This window comes from Mesorhizobium sp. BR1-1-3, from assembly GCF_020165455.1.
GTDB classification, from domain to species: Bacteria; Pseudomonadota; Alphaproteobacteria; order Rhizobiales; family Rhizobiaceae; genus Mesorhizobium; species Mesorhizobium ciceri.
The window spans coordinates 104,491-122,707 of record NZ_JAIUIC010000016.1 but is presented as its reverse complement, the minus strand read 5'-3'; the positions used below and the strand labels follow the sequence as shown (position 1 = coordinate 122,707).

Genomic DNA, 18,217 nt, shown 5'->3' with positions numbered 1-18,217 from the left:
TCAGTATTCCTTCTCGTAGAAGATGCCGCCCTTGGCTTCGCCGGCATCGTTGGCCTCGCCGCGCAGCTTGACGCCGCGCCCGACATTGAGGTCGATCGTCGCCTTGCCCGAGCCCGGCTTGTCGCCCTTCTGGATGGTGACATAGGTGCGGTCGTTGAGGTATTTTCCGGCCGAAACCGCCGTGCCGCCCTGATCGTCGGTGGTGACGTCGAGATCGTCGACGCCAATGGCGCTGCGCAGGTTTTCCAGCAGCGACGTCGAGCCGCCGACGCCGGCCAACTGCCCCGCCGCTTCGGCGAGTTGGGCGATCTGCAGCGGCGACAGGTTCGACATCGAGCGGCCGAAGATCAATTGCGCCAGCACCTCATCCTCGGGCAGCGCCGGCACCGAGGAGAAGGTGAACTTCGGATTGGTCGCTTCGCCCGACACCACGATGGTGACGGTGGCGCTGGTCGTCGTCGTGGTCGCCGTCAAATTGAGATAGGGCACCAGCGAGCCGGAAAACCCGACCGTGCCTTCGGTGAAGGTCAGCCGCTTGCCGAGGATCGACAGTCGTCCGCGCTGCAAGGTGAAGGTGCCGACCGCTTGCGGCGACGAGGCCGGGCCGGTCAGCTTCAGCGAGCCGCCAAGTTCGGCATCAACGCCCCTGCCCTGGATGAAGATCTGATTCGGCGCGTTGACCGTGACATCGAGCGCAAGGCCGCTACCGCCGCCCTTGCCGCTGGTCGTCGGCGGCCGCAGCGCCTTGTCCTGCGCCTTGACCGCGCCCGGCGCGTTCTTGTGCTTGACGTCGAGCGCCGCCAGCGAGCCCGGCAATTTGTCGGGAACGGTGATCACCGTCTTGGCGAGATTGACGGTGCCGGCGATGACCGGTGCGGAGGTCAGCGGTCCCTTGATCGTCAGGTCGCCGCCGAGATTGGCGGTCACCACCCTGCCGTCCGTATAGCGGCCGTCGACCAGCTTGATCGACAGGTCGGCCGGGAAACCCTGCGCCGGGTTGATGCCGACCGTGCCGCTGGCCGACAGGCTGCCGCGCGTCGACAGCGTTCCGGTCAGCCGGTTGATCCTGGCGACGCCGCCGGCAATCGAGACATCGGCGGCGAGATCGTTGACGGCGAGGCCGGAGCGCGCATCGACAAGGCGCGCACCCGAGGTGCTGATGCTGCCGCCGATGACGGGCGATGTCGCCGGACCGCGCACCTGCACGTTGACATTGGCGGTTCCAGACAGTGACAGGCCCTGCGCGGCCAGCTTCTGGCTGAGCAGGCCGAACGGCACGACGCCATTGAAGTCGAGCACCAGTGACGGCGTGCCGGCCGTCGTCACGGTGCCGCCGCCCTTGAGGCCAAGGCCGGCGCCATCGCCGACATTGGCATTGAAGGTCAGCTTGTTGCCGCCGAAGGTGCCCGACGAGGAGACACTCACCGCACCGACACCGGCACCGCGCGTCTGCGAGGTCTGCACGCCGGCCGCGTCGAGGTTGAAGGCAATGGCGGGGTTCGCCGGCGTACCCGTCACCTTGACCGTGCCTGAGATCGAACCGGCGGCGTCGAGCCCCGGCGAGAAACTGTTGGCGAGCGACATCGGCACCCGCGCCAGCGTCGCATTGATGTCGAGCGCCGTGCCGACCTTGCCGGTCACCGTCGCCGTGCCGCCGCCAAGGTTGAGCACGAGCCGGTCCAGCGTCGTCGTGCCGTTGGCAATGCTGACGGTCGAGGCCTGGGCAATGGCCGCCTTGATGCCTTGTACGGTCGCCTGGCCGGAGGCAAGCTCGATGGTCGTCGTGCCGTTGGCCACTTTCACCCGGCCGGCGGCCTGTGCCGGAATGCCCTTGACGGTTGCGCCGCCGGAGAAGCCGGTCCAGTCGCCGTCGCGCTTCAAGTCGACATCGATGCCGCTGATCACGGTGCCGCCCGACGTGACGGTGTCGGCGCGGATCTTTCCGGAGATCACGGGCGCCGCCAGATAGTTGGCGACCAGCGCATCGATCGAGACGGCTTTCGCCTGCAGGTCGCCGCGCGTAATCGATGCTGTCGCCGCCTTGATTGCGACCTGTGGCGCATTGCCGTTCTTCGAAAAGGCGATCGTGCCGCGCACATCGCCTTCGGCCTTCTCCAGGGCAAGTGCCGCCAGCGGGCCGATATCGGGCAGGTCGAGCGCGATGGTGCCGACTGGCACGAACTTCTCATCCAGCGCCAGATCGCCGGAAATCCTGTTCTTGCCGAGCGACAGCAGCAGGCCATTGATGGCGCTCTTGCCGTCCGCCGTCGCCAGCACCGCACTGCCTTGCAGCGCCTGGCCGGCGACATTGCCGGTCAGCTGCACATTCGCCGCCGGATTGGCGGCATCGGCCTTGCCGGTGGCGGTCAGCTTCAGCCCGGTGATCTCTCGCGCCGCCACGAGAAGGCGGTCGCTGTCGATGGTCAGCGACAGGTCGGGCGCCGCGGCCGGGCCCTGCGCGTTCAACGCAAAAGCGATGGCGCCCTTGGCGTCTTTCGACAGCAGCGAGATGTCGCTCAGCGCACCCTTGATGTCGGCGGCCACCTTGTTGTCGGCAAGGCTGGCTTGCCCGTCTGCGGTCAGCGCGCCCGAGGTCAGCTTCAATCCGCCTATAGCGATACTGCCGTTGGGGTCGCGCTTCAGCGTGGCGCTGATCTCAGCGCGTTCGCCAAGCATGCCGCGTGCCGCCGCCGGCAAGGCCGACGATGGGGCATCCGCCTTCAGGTTGAGGTCGATGGCACCGTCACGCAGCGATACCTGGCCGGCAACCTGGCTGTTCAGCGCATCGCTCTTGAGCGAGCCGCTGTCTATGGCAACCGCATCGGCTGTCAGGCGACCGCTGAGCGCCGCCATGACCTTGCCGGCGATCAGCGGCGCAATCACCGGATTGTCGAGACCGACCTTGTCCACCGACACTGTGCCGGAAACCGGCCCTGCGCGGTTCTTCAGATCGAACGCATCCGAGTGCAACGCCAGGGCAAGCCCGTCCACCCTCGCTGGACTGGTGACGATCGAGGGCAGGATCGCAGAGACATCCAGGCGGGCCCGCGTGCTCTCGCCCGCCGCCTTTGCCGACAAGGACCGGATTTCGATCTTGACCGGGCTCTCGGCGCTGCCGACAGTCAGGGGCAGGCTGGGGCCGGATGAGATGAGATCGAGCGCAAAATCGCTGGCGCCGTTCGGATTGAGGGTGCCGGCTGCCTTGCCGGAAATCTTGTCACCGGTCAGTGTCGCTTGATCGAGCACAACGCCGCCGGCCATGGTGTAACTGCCTGCCGCGTCGACATTCAGCGCCCCGAGCCCCGCCTGGCGAGTCTGGCTGGTTTCGACCCCAGCCAGCTGCGCGTTGAAGCGGACATCGGGAGCGGCCGGCGGCCCGGTCACACCAGCCGTGCCGCTGAGCGTGCCGACAGCGTCGAGGCCGGGCGAAAATTCATTGGCGAGCGCCGCGGGCAGTGCTGAAAATTGCGCCGCGAGGTCGAGCGTCTGACCGGCAGTGCCCGACAGCGTCACCGAACCGCCGCCGACATCGAGCGCCAGTTTCTCGATGCTGGCCGTGCCGTTGGCGATGCTCAGTGTCGACGCCTGAGCGATTGCGGCCTTGATGCCGCGAACCGTCGCCTCGCCCGAGGTAATCTCGACGCTCGTCTTGCCGTCGGCGATCTTCACCCGGCCGGCAGCGGTCGCCGGAATGCCCGCTATGGTGGCGCCGCCGGTGAAATTGGTCCAATCGCCGTCGCGCTTCAGGTCGACGCCGATGCCGCTGATTTCGGTGGTTCCGGAAGTGACGCTGTCAGCCTTTATCGAACCGGCGATCGCCGGCGCCTTGAGATAATTGGCGATCAGCGCATTGACGGTGATGGCCTTGGCCGTCACGTCGCCACGCGTGATCGAAGTGCTCTTCGCATCGATCGCGACGGAGGGCGCGTCGCCCTCCTTGGCAAAGCCGATGGTGCCGTCGATGTCGCCCGTCACCGCCTGGCCGGCCAGTGCGGCCAACTGGTCGATAGCGGGCGCGTCGAGCGTCAGCGTACCGAGCGGCATGTACGTGTCGTCCAGCGCGAGATCGCCCGAGACCTTGTTGTCGCCTAGCGAGACCAGGAATCCGTTGATCGAACGCTTGCCCTCGCTTGTCACCAGTGCTGCCTTGATATCGAGCGGCTGGTCGTTGACGGAGCCGGTCAGCGATACGTTGGCGGCGGGACTGGTGATATCGGCCTTGCCGCTTGCCGTCAGCTTGATGCTCTTCACCGTGCGGCCCGATGCCGTCAGGCTGTCGCTATCGGCGGTAACGGTGAAGTCGGGCGCCGTCATGGCGCCGCTTGCCGACAGCGCGAAATCGACGCCACCGGCAACCGGCACGCCGACTGTCGGCGACAGCACGGAAACGTCGCCCAATTTGCCCTTGATGTCGGCCTGGATGTCGGTGCCCTGCATGCTGGCCGTGCCGGCGGCGCTGAGCGTGCCGGACGTGAATTCGATCGAGTTGGCGGCGAAGGATCCCTGCGGATCGCGGGCCGCGGTGGCCGAGAATTTCACCCGGGCGCCAAGCACCGAGGCGATCTGCGGCGGAAAGGCCGTCGCCACGGCATCCGCGTTCATCTTCAGCTGCATCGACAGGTCGGCAAGCGCCACCGTCGCCGTCAGAGAGGCGTTGAGCGCGTCGGAGCGCAGCGTGCCCTGGTCGATGGCAATGGCATCCTTGCTGACCGACCCGGCCAGATCGACATCGATCTTGCCGGTGATCAGCGGCGCCAGCGTCGCCACGTCGGTGTTGAGGCCACCCGCCTGCAGCTTGACGGTGACCGGCCCGGCGCGGTTCTGGATGTCAAAGCCGTCGGAATGGATCTGCGCCGCCAGATCATCCAGCCGCGTGCCGCCGGCGACGATGGAGACGAAGGAGGCGCCGATGTCGATGATCGGCGCCTTGCCGTCGCCGAAGGCGCGGGCGGTGGCATTGCTGATCGCCAGCGTGATCGGTTGCGCCTTGCTGCCGACGCTGATCACCACGGGCGGACCCTTGGCGGCGAGTTCGATCGAGAGGTCGCTGGCGCCGGCAGGATCGACAATGCCGGTCGCGGTGCCGTGCACCGCATCGCTGTCGATGTTGGCGCGGTCGACACTGACGCCACCGGCCGATGTGGCGGTGCCGGCGACATCGAAGCTGGTCTTGCCGGCAAACAGCGGCTTGAGATTCTCAGGCAGGAAGCGAGCGAAATCGCCGTCGCCCTTGGCCTCAACATGATTACCCTTGTCGGTCAGTTGGTGCCGGCCTGTCAGCTGGGTGACGATCTTGCCGTCGACCGAGAACGTGCCGATGCCGTTCCAATTGGCGAGCGGCCCGGTGCCCGAGACAATTATGTCGACCGGCGGCGTATCGGGCAGCTTGAGCAGATTGGCGATGATGCCGCCTGCCGGCTCCGAGGCCTTGAGGTCAAGATCGAGCCTGTTGTCCGCCGGCGCAAAGTGGATCTTGGCATCGACATTGCCTTGCTTGCCGTCATGGCGGGTGACGTTGAGCACCGTCTCGACCGCCAGAGGCGCGGCATCGGCCTTGAGCATGCCCCTGGCGGCAAGTTCGGCGATGCCGCTGCCGGCCAGTTGCTGGCCAAGCGCGATCTCGGGCAGGTCGATCTGCTTGATGTCGATGGAAACCGGCAGCGTCGTCGTGCCGCCGCTCGGCGCCGGCTGCGTGCTGGCCCCCGGCAACCGGGCGAGTTCTATGCGCTCGGCAGCGATGCGGTCGGCGCTGAAGTTTTTCGACAGCAGCGCCAGCGGCGACCAGTCGACGGCCACCTTGCGCGCCACCAGCCAGGCACCCTCGCGATCCTCCAGCACGACATGGTCGACGCTGAGGGCTCCCGACCAGATGCCGTCTATGCCGCTGACCGTGATCTTGCGGTCGTCGGTCGATGCCAGCCGCGAAATGATGCCGGCGAGATTGTCGCGGCCGCGCTCGGTCTTGGTTAGCACCACCAGCGCGCCGATCGCTCCCGCAATCACGATCAGCAGGGTGTAGAGAACAATGCGGAGGATGCGCCAGACTGTTTTCATCGCTCAGAATGCCTGTCCGATGCCGGCATAGATGCCGAAATGCGGATCGCCCGGATCGCGGTTGAGCGGCACGGCCGCGTCGATGCGCAGCGGCCCGAACGGCGTGACATAGCGCAGGCCGACGCCGGCGCCGACCTTGACATCGGAGAAATCGGGAACCGATTTGGTCGACACGGTGCCGGCATCGACGAACGGCACGATGCCGATCGTGTCGGTGATGGCGATGCGCATCTCGACCGAGGTTTCGAAGAAGGACAGGCCGCCGATCGGCTGGCCGGTGAAATCCTTCGGACCGATGCCCTGATAGGCGTAGCCGCGCACCGAACCGCCGCCGCCGGAATAGAAGCGCCGGTCGGCCGGCACATTCTGAAGCCCGGTGCCGACGATCGACCCGATGGCGACACGTTCGGCCAGCACGAACTTGGAAGCCGAATCCAGCGACTGATAGGCCGATCCCTCGCCCTTGAGCTTCAGGAAGGCCGCACCATTCAAAATGTCGTAGCTCGGCTCGGCATAGGCCAGCACCCGGAAGCCGCTGGTCGGGTTCAGGCGGTTGTCCCTGTTGTCGTAGACATATTGCAGCGGAATGCTGGCGATCAGGTATTTGTGCTTGCCGAAAGCGTCGTGGATGCGGGAATAGTCGAGCGCCACCTCGGCGGAAACCGTCTGCTTCTTGGTCAGTTCGTAGGACAGGCCGGCGCTGCCCTTGACCGAGAAATGGTCATAGGCATCAGGATGTTCGAGCACTGTCTTGACGCCGGCGAAGAACTTCGATGCCGGTCCGATCACACCGGGTTTCTCGAACATGATGCCGGCATTGTAGTTGAGTTCGCCGAGATCGTTGCTGCCGATGCCGCTGATCTTGCCATCGATGCGCAGCTTCTCGGCCCGGCCGAACAAATTGCGGTGGCCCCAATAGCCCTCAAGGCCCAGCCCCTCGGTGTTGGAAAAAGTGCCGCCGACGCCGAAATAGCGTGGCTTGCGCTCGCTGACCTGGACGCCGATCGGAATGTTGCCGTCGGCATCGAGCTTGTCGGCTTCCTTGAACGTCACGCTGTTGAAGACCTCGAGCGCCAGCAACCGGTCGCGCGCATCGTCGATCTCTTGCGGCGAGTATTGCCGGCCGCGCTTGAGGCCGGTCATGTATTCGGTGAAGTCGCGGTCGACCTTCTCGGTGCCTTCCACGGTGGTCGGGCCATAGCCGGCGACCGGTCCGGCGGCGACCGTCAGCGTCACGTCGAGCGTCGAGGTGGCATGGTCGGCGACGATCTGGCGGTCCGTCACCTCTGCCAGCGGCCTGCCTTGCTCCTTCAGCGTCCGCACGATCAGCGCCTCGGCCTTGAGCACTGCGCCGGATCCGGCGTCGCCGCCTGATATCAGGCCATAATCGGCGCTCATCAGTCCTGCCGCGTCGCCTTGCAGCCTGATATTGCCCAAGATGAATTTCGGCCCGGTAGCAATGTCGATCGCCACGGGAACCGGCTGCGGACCCTTGAATTCGGCATCCGGCGGCAAATCGTCGAGCGGCTTGCCGTCGATGGTGACGGTGACGACGCCTTCGTAGCGGGCATCGGCATAGAGCGCGGCGACAAGCTGTTCGCGGTCGCTGCGCGCCTTGGCCATCAGCCCGAGCGAGCCTGAAACCGGACGCTCCTCGTCGCTCTTCAGCGCCGAGGCATTTTCGAGCTTCTTGACCAGGTCCTTGTCGGCGTCGGGGGCATTGATGGTCACGGCGTAGCGCAGCGGATCGACGATGTCGGCATCCTCGTCGCTGGACGATCCCCACAGCTTGAAGCCGAAAAGCTCGAAAGCGGCCGCCGGGGGCGATTCGGCGACGAGCACGGTCGAGCACATCATGGCCAGCAGCAGGGCGCGCAGAAGCGCACGCCCTGGCGCGCGACCTCCTGACATCTGCTCTTCATGCGCCGGCATTAAGACAACCTAGGTTACAAAACTAAAATTGGAATGAAGTTCTGAAGCGCTCGTAAAGGGGCCACAATCCAATTGTCTGAAATAGGACGGGCTTGGAATTCACACCTTTTGCGTCGCCGCAAGAAAGCGTGATCCCCTGTCCTATGGAGGTACTACCGGTCATCGACCGGAAAGGAAACCGTTGGCAGGCGGACCCCTGCCGCGTCCTTGTGTTGACAAGCCTGACTGAAGCTTGATCATGCCCGGACGTCAGCTGTGTCTGGAGGGGTGTTATGGCAATGCGCGCGGCTCGTGGTCTTTCGATTCTGATTCTCCTGTTTTTTGCCTGGGCCAATGTCCTGGCCTGGAGCAGCGTCGCGCAAGCGGCCGAGGCCCGGCGTATCGCGACAACGGACAATTCCGATTATTTCGGTTTTGATCTCAGGTCCGACCAGAATGTGACAATCGACCAGTGCAAGACGACATGCCTGGGAGACCCGGCCTGCCGTGCCTTCACCTACAATAAAAAAGCCAAATGGTGCTTCCTCAAATCCGACTACAACCAGTTGAAAACCTTCAATGGCGCGGTCGCCGGCAAGGTCGTCAACATCGATGGCGATCCTGATATCGGCGCGCCGCCGGAACTCGCCTTCTTCCCCAACTGGATGGCCGACCAGGCCCAGCAATACCGCAACAAGCTGCTCGGCCCGGCCTATGACAAGCCGACAGAAGGCATGGCTGCCTTGCTGAGTGCCGCCGAACAGGCCGTGCTGACCGGCGACCACCGCTCCGCCATGCTGAAATACGAGGCCGCTGTCTCGGTACTGCCCGATGATGGCCAGCTCTGGCTCAACCTGGCGCGTGAAACGCTGGCCGTGCAGCCCGCCGCCAGCACATCCGAAGCTTCCACTTTGCCGACGAACGGCACTTCGGCCGCATTCAACGCCTATAAACTACTGCGCACCACCAAGACGCGCGCCGAAGTGCTGGCGCTGCTCGGCAACGGCCTCGACAAGCGCGATCTCTACCGGCCGGCGCTACAGGCCTATGAGGCGAGCCTTGCCCTGAACCCGTCGCCGGCGGTCCAGGCCGACTATGCCGATCTGAAGGCGCGCAAGGGTTTCCGCGTTATCGACCACACCATCGACGCCGACACCAGCGCGCCGCGCATCTGCGCGCAATTCTCCGAGGATCTGGTCAAGACCGGCGTCGATTACGCGCAATTCGTCACCGTCGACAATGCACCGCCCAAGGGCGTCGAGGCCAAGGACAAGCAGATCTGCGTCGAAGGGCTGGAGCATGGCCAGCACTACGACGTCACCTTCCGCGCCGGCCTGCCGGCGGCAATCGGCGAAGTGACCGCGGCACCCGTGGTGCTGTCGATCTATGTCCAGGACCGCGCACCGTCCGCCCGCTTCACCGGTGATAGCTTCGTGCTGCCGGCCGGCGCGCGCCGCGGTATTCCGATCGTTACCGTCAACATGAACGCCGCCGAGATGAAGCTCTATCGCATCGGCGATCGTTCGCTGGCACAGCTTCTGTCGGGCTACCAGTTCCTGCACCAGCTGGACGGCTATGACATCTCCAACATTTCCGAGCAGATGGGCGCGCCGGTCTGGCAAGGCCAGCTCGACATCGCCAATGACCTCAACAAGGAGGTCACCACCTCCTTCCCGGTCGACGAGGCGGTGCCGCAGCGCAAGCCCGGCGTCTACGTGCTGACCGCCCAGGCCGTCAACAACAAGAGCGACGACTACAACTCGATGGCCACGCAATGGTTCGTCGTCTCCGACATCGGCCTGTCGACCTATACCGGTCAGGACGGGCTCAATGTCTTTGCCCGTTCGCTGGGCAGCGCCAAGCCGATCGCCGGCGCCGAACTGACGCTGGTCGCCAGGAACAATGAGGTTCTGGGCACGGCGACGTCGGATGCCGACGGCCATGCCGTCTTCAACCCCGGCCTGACGCGCGGCGACGGCGGCATGGTGCCGGCCGTGCTGATGGCCAAGCAGGGCGACAATGACTTCGTCTTCCTCGACATGGGCCGGGCCGGCTTCGACCTGTCCGACCGCGGCGTCACCGGGCGCGCGGCGCCAGGTGCGCTCGACGTCTATGCCTGGACCGAACGCGGTATCTACCGCGCCGGCGAGGATGTTCATGTCGCCGCACTTGCTCGCGACGGTGCCGCCAAGGCGGTCGAAAACCTGCCGTTGACCTTCATCTTCTCGCGCCCCGACGGCGTCGAGGACCGCCGTATCGTCAGCGACGGCGCATCGGCCGGCGGCCATGCCGTCGACCTGCCGCTCGCCCCCAACGCCATGCGCGGCACCTGGTCGGTGTCGATCTACACCGATCCCAAGCAGCCCGCGGTGGCCAGCCAGATGTTCCTGGTCGAGGATTTCGTGCCGGATCGCATCGAATTCGACATGAAGGCCGACAAGCAGGAAATCGCCCAGGGCGAAACCGCCAACATCGACATTGACGGCCGCTTCCTCTATGGCGCGCCGGCAGCAGGCTTGGCGCTGGAAGGCGAGCTGACGCTGTCAACGTCGCGCGACTGGGACCGCTTCCAGGGCTTTTCCTTCGGTCTCGCCGACGAGCAGTCGGCCGAACCCACGGTCACCCCCCTCGCCGATCTGCCGGTGGTCGGCGATGACGGCAAGGTGACCTTCCCGGTCTCTGTCGACCAACTGCCCTCGACCACCAAGCTGGTCGACGCCAAGGTGACGGTCAGGATGCGTGAAACCGGCGGCCGCGCCATCGAGCGCTCGCTCAACATCGGCATCCGCCCGCAGGGCCATATGATCGGCATTCGTCCGGATTTCGCCGACAATGAAGTGCCGCAGGGCGGCACGGCCAAGTTCAGCCTGATCGCCGTCGATCCCGACGGCAAGCGTGAGGCGCTGAAAGGCGCGCAATGGACGCTGGTCAAGGTCGAACGCAATTACCAGTGGTACCGCTCCAACAATTCGTGGAATTACGAGCCGGTGACCTTCACCAAGTCGATCGCCAACGGCCAGGTCGACCTCAACGCCGACGGCGACGCAACGGTCTCCGTGCCGGTCGATTGGGGTCAGTACAGGCTCGAGGTTGAAACCGCCGATCCCGAAGGACCGGCGACCAGCTACGAGTTCGACGCCGGCTGGTATGTCTCCTCGACCACCACCGAAACGCCTGACGGCCTCGAAATCGCCCTCGACAAGGACAATTATGCCGCCGGCGAAGTGGCCAAGCTGAAAATCTCGCCGCATTTTGCCGGCGAACTCTTGATCAACATCGGCTCCGACAAGCTGTTGAAGACCATCACGGCGTCAGTGCCGGCCGGCGGCAGCACCGTCGACATTCCGGTCGGCGACGACTGGGGCGCCGGCGCCTATGTCACTGCAACCCTGTTCCGGCCGGGCGATGCGCAGGAGACGCGCATGCCGGCCCGCGCCATCGGCGTGAAATGGCTGAAGGTCGATCCGGGTTCGAAGAAGCTCGCCATCACCTTGACGCCACCGGACAAGACCATGCCGCGCCAGCAGCTGTCGATCCCGGTTTCGGTCGCCGGCGTGCAGCCGGGCAGCAATGCCTATGTCATGGTTGCCGCCGTCGATGTCGGCATCCTCAACCTGACCAGCTACAAGGCGCCGGATCCGGAGAACTGGTTCTTCGGCCAGCGCATGCTGGGTATGGAAATCCGCGACATCTACGGTCGCCTGATCGACGGTTCTCTGGGCAACGCCGGCAAGCTCAGGACCGGCGGCGACGGCGCCAACATGCAGGCGCAAGGCAGCCCGCCGACCGAAAAGCTGGTCGCCTTCTTCTCCGGCGTCGTCGAGCTTGACGCCGACGGCAAGGCGCGGGTCGACTTCGACATCCCGCAGTTCAACGGCACCGTGCGCGTCATGGCCGTCGCCTGGACCAAGGACGCGGTCGGCCACGCCCAGTCCGACGTGATCGTGCGCGATCCCGTGGTCATCACCGCCGGCCTGCCGCGCTTCCTGGCGCCTGGTGACGCCGCCGTTATGCGCCTCGACGTCGCCGACACCGATGGTCCGGCCGGCGACTATGCGTTCTCGATCGAAACGACGGGCGACCTGTCGACGGGCGACAAGCCCCTGCCCCAGAAGCTGACGCTCGCCCAGGGCAAGCGCCAGACGCTGACCGTGCCGCTGATCGCTCAGACGGCCGGCAATGCCTCGCTCACCATCAAGCTTGCCCATGCCGACGGCACCAAGGTCGAGCAGACGCTCTATGTGCCGGTGCGCCCGGCGCAATTACCGGTCACCACCCGCCTGGTGGTCGACCTCAAGGGCGATGGCGGCGCGCTTCGCGTCGACAAGGAGCTGCTCGCGGCAAGCCTGCTCGACGGCGCCTCTGTCAGCGTCGGCGTTTCGCAGGCTGCCGCATTCGACGTGCCTTCGCTGCTGATGACGCTCGACCGCTACCCCTATGGGTGCGCCGAGCAGACCACCAGCCGCGCCATGCCGCTTCTCTACGTCAATGAATTGGCGTCCGGCATCGGCATGGCCAGCGATCCCGATATCCATGGCCGCATCCAGGACGCCATCTACAAGGTTCTGAGCTACCAGGCCTCGGGCGGCAGCTTCGGCCTGTGGGGCCCGGGCTCCGGCGATCTGTGGCTCGATGCCTATGTCACCGACTTCCTGACCAGGGCACGCGAGCAGAAATACGACGTGCCGAGCCTGGCCATGAACCAGGCGCTCAGCAACCTGCAGAACTCACTCGGCTACGACCAGAGCGTCCAGGACCGGGGCAGCGAGATCGCCTACGCCCTCTACGTTCTGGCCCGCAACAAGAAGGCCTCGATCGGCGACCTGCGCTACTATGCGGACACGCAACTCGAAGCTTTTTCCAGCCCGATGGCCGTTGCCCAGCTGGCGGCAAGCCTGGCGCTCTACGGCGATACACCGCGTGCGGAATCGACGTTCAAGACTGCCCTGCAGTTGGCCAAATCGACCACCGACTACGACTACTACCGCTCCGACTACGGTTCGCGGCTGCGTGATGGCGCGGCGATGCTGGCGTTGGCGGCGGAATCCAAGCCGGTACCGACAATCGTGCCGGAGCTGATCAAGCTGGTGACCAGGGAACGCGCCGAAGCCCGCTGGACCAGCACCCAGGACGAATCCTGGATGCTGCTGGCGGCCCGCGCGCTGAAAGAAGGCAATGATACGATCACGCTGACCGTCAATGGCGCGGCGCATTCCGGCGGCTACTCCAACCAGGTCGAAGGCTCTGACCTTGTCGACAGCCCGCTGACCATCGCCAACACCGGCAAGACCCCGCTGCAGGCCGTCGTCACCACGGTGGCGTCGCCGGTCCAGCCGCTGCCGGCCGGCGGCGACGGCTTCACAATCAGCCGCACTTACTACAAGCTCGACGGCACCGAAGCCAATGTCACCGAGGCGACGCAGAACGAACGCTATGTCGTCGTGCTCAAGGTCAACGAGCAGAACACATGGCCGTCGCGCCTGCTGGTCACCGACCTGTTGCCGGCCGGCTTCGAGATCGACAATCCCGGCCTGGTCTCCAGCGCCCAGTTGACGAACTTCTCGTGGCTGGCGCAGACCGATGCGGCCCATCTCGAATTCCGCGACGACCGTTTCGTCGCGGCATTCAACCCGGCCGACGGCGACCACGACCACAATCTGACCCTCGCCTATGTCGTGCGCGCCGTGACGCCGGGTACCTATGCGCACCCCGCGGCAACGGTGGAAGACATGTATCGGCCGCAATACTCGGCCCGCACCGCCACCGGCATGATAGAGATCAAGGCGCCGTAAGGCGCTGATGGCGATGGACGCGATGAGCAAAGTGCCCCCTCACCCGCCCTCCGCTTCGCTTGGTCGACCTCTCCCCGAGGGGAGAGGAGACGGCCAGCGCTGGCGCCAGTCTCTTCTCCCCACCGGAGAGAAGGCGGCCGCGAAGCGGCCGGATGAGGGGGCATCTTTACTGCCATGAAGATGCTTCGCAAATTCGCTGTTGGAGCGGCAGGGTGCGCCGGCATCCTCGCCCTTTCCGCCGCGTCCCTCTGGGAACTCGACCGCGCCTTCCCGCCCCCGCTTCCAGCCGAACTCACGGTCTCCACCGAAGTCCAGGACCGCGATGGCCAGTTGTTGCGCGCCTTCGCCACGCCGGACGGCTACTGGCGGCTCGAAACCCGGCTCGACCAGGTCGACAAGCAATTCGTCGACATGCTGGTCACCTATGAAGACAAACGTTTCTGGGACCATGAGGGCGTCGACGTGCTGGCGCTGGCGCGCGCCGCCGGCCAGTTCGCCACCAGCGGCCACATCGTTTCCGGCGGCTCGACGCTTTCGATGCAGCTTGCCCGGCTGATCGAGCCGCGCGAAAGCCGCAGCCTCGGCTCCAAGATCAAGCAGATGCTGCGCGCCATCCAGATCGAACGGCGGCTGTCGAAACGCGAAATCCTCGAACGCTACCTGACGCTGGCGCCCTATGGCGGCAATCTGGAAGGCGTGCGCGCCGCCTCGCTGGCCTATTTCGGCAAGGAGCCGAAACGGCTCACCGTTTCCGAATCCGCCCTGCTCGTCGCCCTGCCGCAGCTGCCGGAAAAGCGGCGGCCCGACCGCAATTTGAAGATCGCCCACGCCGCCCGCGACCGGGTGCTGACCCGCATGGTCTCCTCCCGCCTGCTCGGCGAGCGCGAGGCCGCGCGTGCCGCCCTCGACGATGTGTCGGGCCTGCGCCGTACCCTGCCGGCCCTCGCTGCGCATGCAGCCTATGCGATGCTGCCCAAGGCCGTCCCCGGCCAGCCCTTGCAACTGACGATCCGCAAGAGCGTCCAGGAAGGGTTGGAACAGGTGGCGAGGGACGCCGCCACCAAGCTCGGCCCTCGCCTGTCGGTCGCCATGATGCTGGCCGATTCCCGCACCGGCGACATTCTCGGCGAAGTCGGCTCGGCCAATTTCTTCGACGCCAGCCGCTCCGGCTGGATCGACATGACAAAGATCGTCCGCTCGCCCGGCTCGACGCTGAAGCCGTTCATCTACGGTCTTGCCTTCGAACAGGGCCTGGTGGCGCAGGAGACGCTGATCGATGACAGCCCTGTCGATTTCTCCGGCTACCGGCCGAAGAATTTCGACATGGGCTACCAGGGCGATGTCAGCATCCGGCAAGCGCTGCAACTGTCGCTCAACGTGCCGGCGATCCGCGTGCTCGACGCGGTCGGGCCAACGCGGCTGATGGCGCGCTTCCGCCAGGCCGGCGTCAGCCCCATACTGCCGGTCAACGAGGCGCCGGGCCTGGCCATCGGCCTTGGCGGCGTAGGCGTCACGCTGCGCGACCTCGTCCAGCTCTACACAGGGCTCGCCAATGGCGGCAAGACGCACACGCTGCATGACGGCACCGAGCCGGCCAATGCCGAGCGCACCAGCGCCACCATCCTCGACGGTCAGGCCAACTGGCAGATCATCGACATACTGTCGGGCGTCAAGCCGCCCGAGGGTGCCCTGCAGCGCGGCATTGCCTACAAGACCGGCACGTCCTACGGGTACCGCGACGCGTGGTCGGTCGGCTTCGACGGCCGCTATGTGCTCGGTGTCTGGGTCGGCCGTCCCGACGCCGGCGCGGTGCCCGGACTGTCCGGTTATGTCTCGGCCGCTCCCATCCTGTTCGACGGTTTTGTCCGCTCGGGCCTGGTCGCCGTCCCCTTGCCGGGCAAGCCGCCCGGACTGTTCAGCCCCAGGCGCGAGGACCTGCCGGTGACGCTCGCCCGCTTCGGCGCCGGAGCGGACGGTCTGGTGCAGGCGACAGTGACCGAACCCGCACCGACCATCATCTTCCCGCCCGACGGCGCCCGCGTCGATCTCGGCACCAATTCGGTCGACGCCTCGCCGCTGGTGCTGAAACTGCAAGGCGGCCGTGCGCCGTTCCGCTGGCTGGCCAACGGCAAGCCGCTGGTGGGCATCGACCGTCGCCGCACCGCGACCTGGCAGCCCGACGGCGCTGGCTATTCGACGCTGACCGTCATCGACGCCGCGGGACGTGCGGCGAGCGTGAAGGTGTTTGTCGAATAGACGGCTGCAAGCGATTCGTGGAATTGGCTTTCCACAGGCTCAGCGGATAGCAGGATACTCACCCATGCCTGTTCCGAGGCACCCCCCTCTGGCCGGCCGGCGATCTCCCCCGCAAGGAGGGCGATCGGATGTCCTTGCCGCTTTCGCCAGTTATCAATGGTGGAGCAGGACGCCAAAGCTGCCAATCTCCCCCCTTGCGGGGGAGATGCCTGGCAAGGCAGAGGGGGGTGCCTCGCGCGATCCTTTCCTGTCGGCAGCCTCAGCACTGGCAGCAACAATCCTTGTCACGGCAATCACCCTCCCTGCTCTCGCTGACCCCGCCGGCTTTGTCCGGCTCGCCGATGTCGACCCCTCGATCCGCCAGGACATCCGCTACGCCGGATCGGATAATTTTCTGCACCGCAAGGTGAACGGCTATGACGCCCCGGTCTGCATCCTCACCGAGGATGCGGCGAAGGCACTCTCCGCCATCCAGAAAGCGATCGCGGCCAAACGCCTGACCCTGGTGGTGTTCGATTGCTACCGCCCTGCCCGCGCCGTCGCCGACATGGGCGAATGGACAAAACAGGGCGGGCCGCCCGATCCGCAATGGTATCCGGAGGTCAGGCGCAGCGACCTGATCGCCAAGGGCTATGTCGGAGAGTTGTCGACTCATTCACGTGGCTCGACCGTCGACGTCGCCGTCGCCCGGATGGACCGCAGGTCCAGCCCAAACCCGGCCTGCGGCACCGGGGATGCCGACACGCTCGATTTCGGTACCGGTTTCGACTGCTTTGATTCAATGAGCGAAACCGCATACCGCGGCCCTGCCAGTGGAGCGGCGGCAAATCGCAAGATGCTTGTCGAAGCCATGCGCGCCGGCGGCTTCAAGAACTATGCAAGGGAATGGTGGCACTTCACGCTGAAAAGCGAACCGTTCGCCAAACAGCGTTTCGACTTTCCCATCACCGCCGATTGAGGCACCGGATCAAATTCCACACCTTGCCTCGGCACTACCCATTGCTAGATAGGCTGAGTGGCAGGGCCATGGATTCTTCCTTTGGCCGCAAGAGGAAAATATTTCTCCAAAGGACGAAATGGCGCCGAACATTTTCTCAAGAGGGGCAAAAAAGGCAACATTGAATGCATCTAATTTCTACCAATTCGGTAGATTTGGCGCGGGTTCAACGGAGGCAGAAATGACCAAACCTCATTTCAGGAAACTGCTCGGCGCACTGGTCGCCACATCTGTCCAGTTCGGCACGCTCGGTTTCGCGTTTGCCGATACCACCATTCTCAACGTCTCCTACGATCCGACACGCGAGCTCTACAAGGCCTATGACGAAGCTTTCGTCGCCCATTGGAAGGCCGAGACCGGAGAGACGGTCACCGTCCAGCAGTCGCATGGCGGATCGGGCGCCCAGGCCCGCGCCGTGATCGACGGCCTCGACGCCGATGTGGTGACGCTGGCACTCGAAGGCGACATCAATGCCATCGTCTCGAAGTCGAAGAAGATCAATCCGGACTGGCGCACCAAATTCGAAAACAATTCGGCGCCCTACACCTCGACCATCATCTTCCTCGTGCGCAAGGGCAATCCCAAGGGCATTCACGACTGGAGCGACCTCGTCAAGGACGGTGTCCAGGTGATCACGCCCAATCCCAAGACGTCCGGCGGCGCGCGCTGGAACTATCTCGCCGCATGGGCCTACGCCAACGCCAATGACGGCGGCGACGAGACCAAGACCAAGGAGTTCGTCGGCAAGCTCTACGCCAATGCCCCGGTGCTCGACACCGGCGCGCGCGGTTCGACCGTGACCTTCGCGCAAAAGGGTCTCGGCGATGTGCTTATCGCCTGGGAAAACGAGGCCTATCTGGCGCTCGACGAGTTCGGCGCCGACAATTTCGACATCGTCTACCCGCCGACCTCCATCCTGGCAGAACCGCCGGTGGCGGTGGTCGACGCCAATGTCGATGCCAAGGGCACGCGCAAGATCGCCGAAGCCTATCTGAGCTGGCTCTATTCCAAGGAAGCGCAGACGATCATCGCCAAGAACCATTATCGTCCTGCCAAGCCCGATCTGGTGCCGGCCGAGGACCTCGCCAAGCTGCCGCCGATCAAACTTGTAACCATCGACGATCCACAGTTTGGTGGCTGGAAAAAAGCACAGCCTTATCATTTCGGCGATGGTGGTATATTCGACCAGATCTACAAGCCCCAGTAA

At 65.1% G+C, this 18,217-nt stretch carries 6 protein-coding genes; 4 read left to right on the top strand and 2 right to left on the bottom strand.

The window, feature by feature from the left end; translation table 11 throughout:
- Window positions 1-6,054, bottom strand: coding sequence for a translocation/assembly module TamB domain-containing protein (locus LB559_RS28655; protein WP_224675553.1), 6,054 nt, complete (start codon window positions 6,052-6,054; stop codon window positions 1-3).
- Window positions 6,055-6,057: 3 nt separating this feature from the next.
- Window positions 6,058-7,986, bottom strand: a complete 1,929-nt coding sequence (locus tag LB559_RS28650) for an autotransporter assembly complex protein TamA (RefSeq protein ID WP_224675552.1) — start codon at window positions 7,984-7,986, stop codon at window positions 6,058-6,060.
- Between the two features lie 272 nt (window positions 7,987-8,258).
- On the opposite strand from LB559_RS28650, the gene LB559_RS28645 reads away from it, so the two are divergent.
- The 4 genes from LB559_RS28645 (at window position 8,259) to LB559_RS28630 (ending at window position 18,217) form a co-directional block, all read left to right on the top strand.
- Window positions 8,259-13,757 (top strand): alpha-2-macroglobulin family protein, encoded by a 5,499-nt coding sequence (locus LB559_RS28645; RefSeq protein WP_224675551.1) that lies wholly within the window; start codon window positions 8,259-8,261, stop codon window positions 13,755-13,757.
- Window positions 13,758-13,931: 174 nt separating this feature from the next.
- Window positions 13,932-16,013, top strand: coding sequence for a penicillin-binding protein 1C (gene pbpC / locus LB559_RS28640; protein WP_063172525.1), 2,082 nt, complete (start codon window positions 13,932-13,934; stop codon window positions 16,011-16,013).
- Window positions 16,014-16,218: 205 nt separating this feature from the next.
- Entirely contained in the window at window positions 16,219-16,971 is a 753-nt protein-coding gene (locus LB559_RS28635) for a M15 family metallopeptidase (protein WP_224675550.1), read from the top strand.
- Window positions 16,972-17,191: 220 nt separating this feature from the next.
- The gene (locus LB559_RS28630; RefSeq protein WP_013530876.1) at window positions 17,192-18,217 is read left to right on the top strand and encodes a sulfate ABC transporter substrate-binding protein; all 1,026 of its coding nucleotides are present in this window, start codon (window positions 17,192-17,194) and stop codon (window positions 18,215-18,217) included.

What these genes read in the sequence shown, in the direction of transcription:
- LB559_RS28635 (WP_224675550.1), top strand. Translation starts at nt 16,219, where the DNA reads ATGCCTGGCAAGGCAGAGGGGGGTGCCTCGCGCGATCCTTTCCTGTCG.
- pbpC (WP_063172525.1), top strand. Translation starts at nt 13,932, where the DNA reads ATGAAGATGCTTCGCAAATTCGCTGTTGGAGCGGCAGGGTGCGCCGGC.
- LB559_RS28655 (WP_224675553.1), bottom strand. Translation starts at nt 6,054, where the DNA reads ATGAAAACAGTCTGGCGCATCCTCCGCATTGTTCTCTACACCCTGCTG.
- LB559_RS28650 (WP_224675552.1), bottom strand. Translation starts at nt 7,986, where the DNA reads ATGCCGGCGCATGAAGAGCAGATGTCAGGAGGTCGCGCGCCAGGGCGT.
- LB559_RS28645 (WP_224675551.1), top strand. Translation starts at nt 8,259, where the DNA reads ATGGCAATGCGCGCGGCTCGTGGTCTTTCGATTCTGATTCTCCTGTTT.
- LB559_RS28630 (WP_013530876.1), top strand. Translation starts at nt 17,192, where the DNA reads ATGACCAAACCTCATTTCAGGAAACTGCTCGGCGCACTGGTCGCCACA.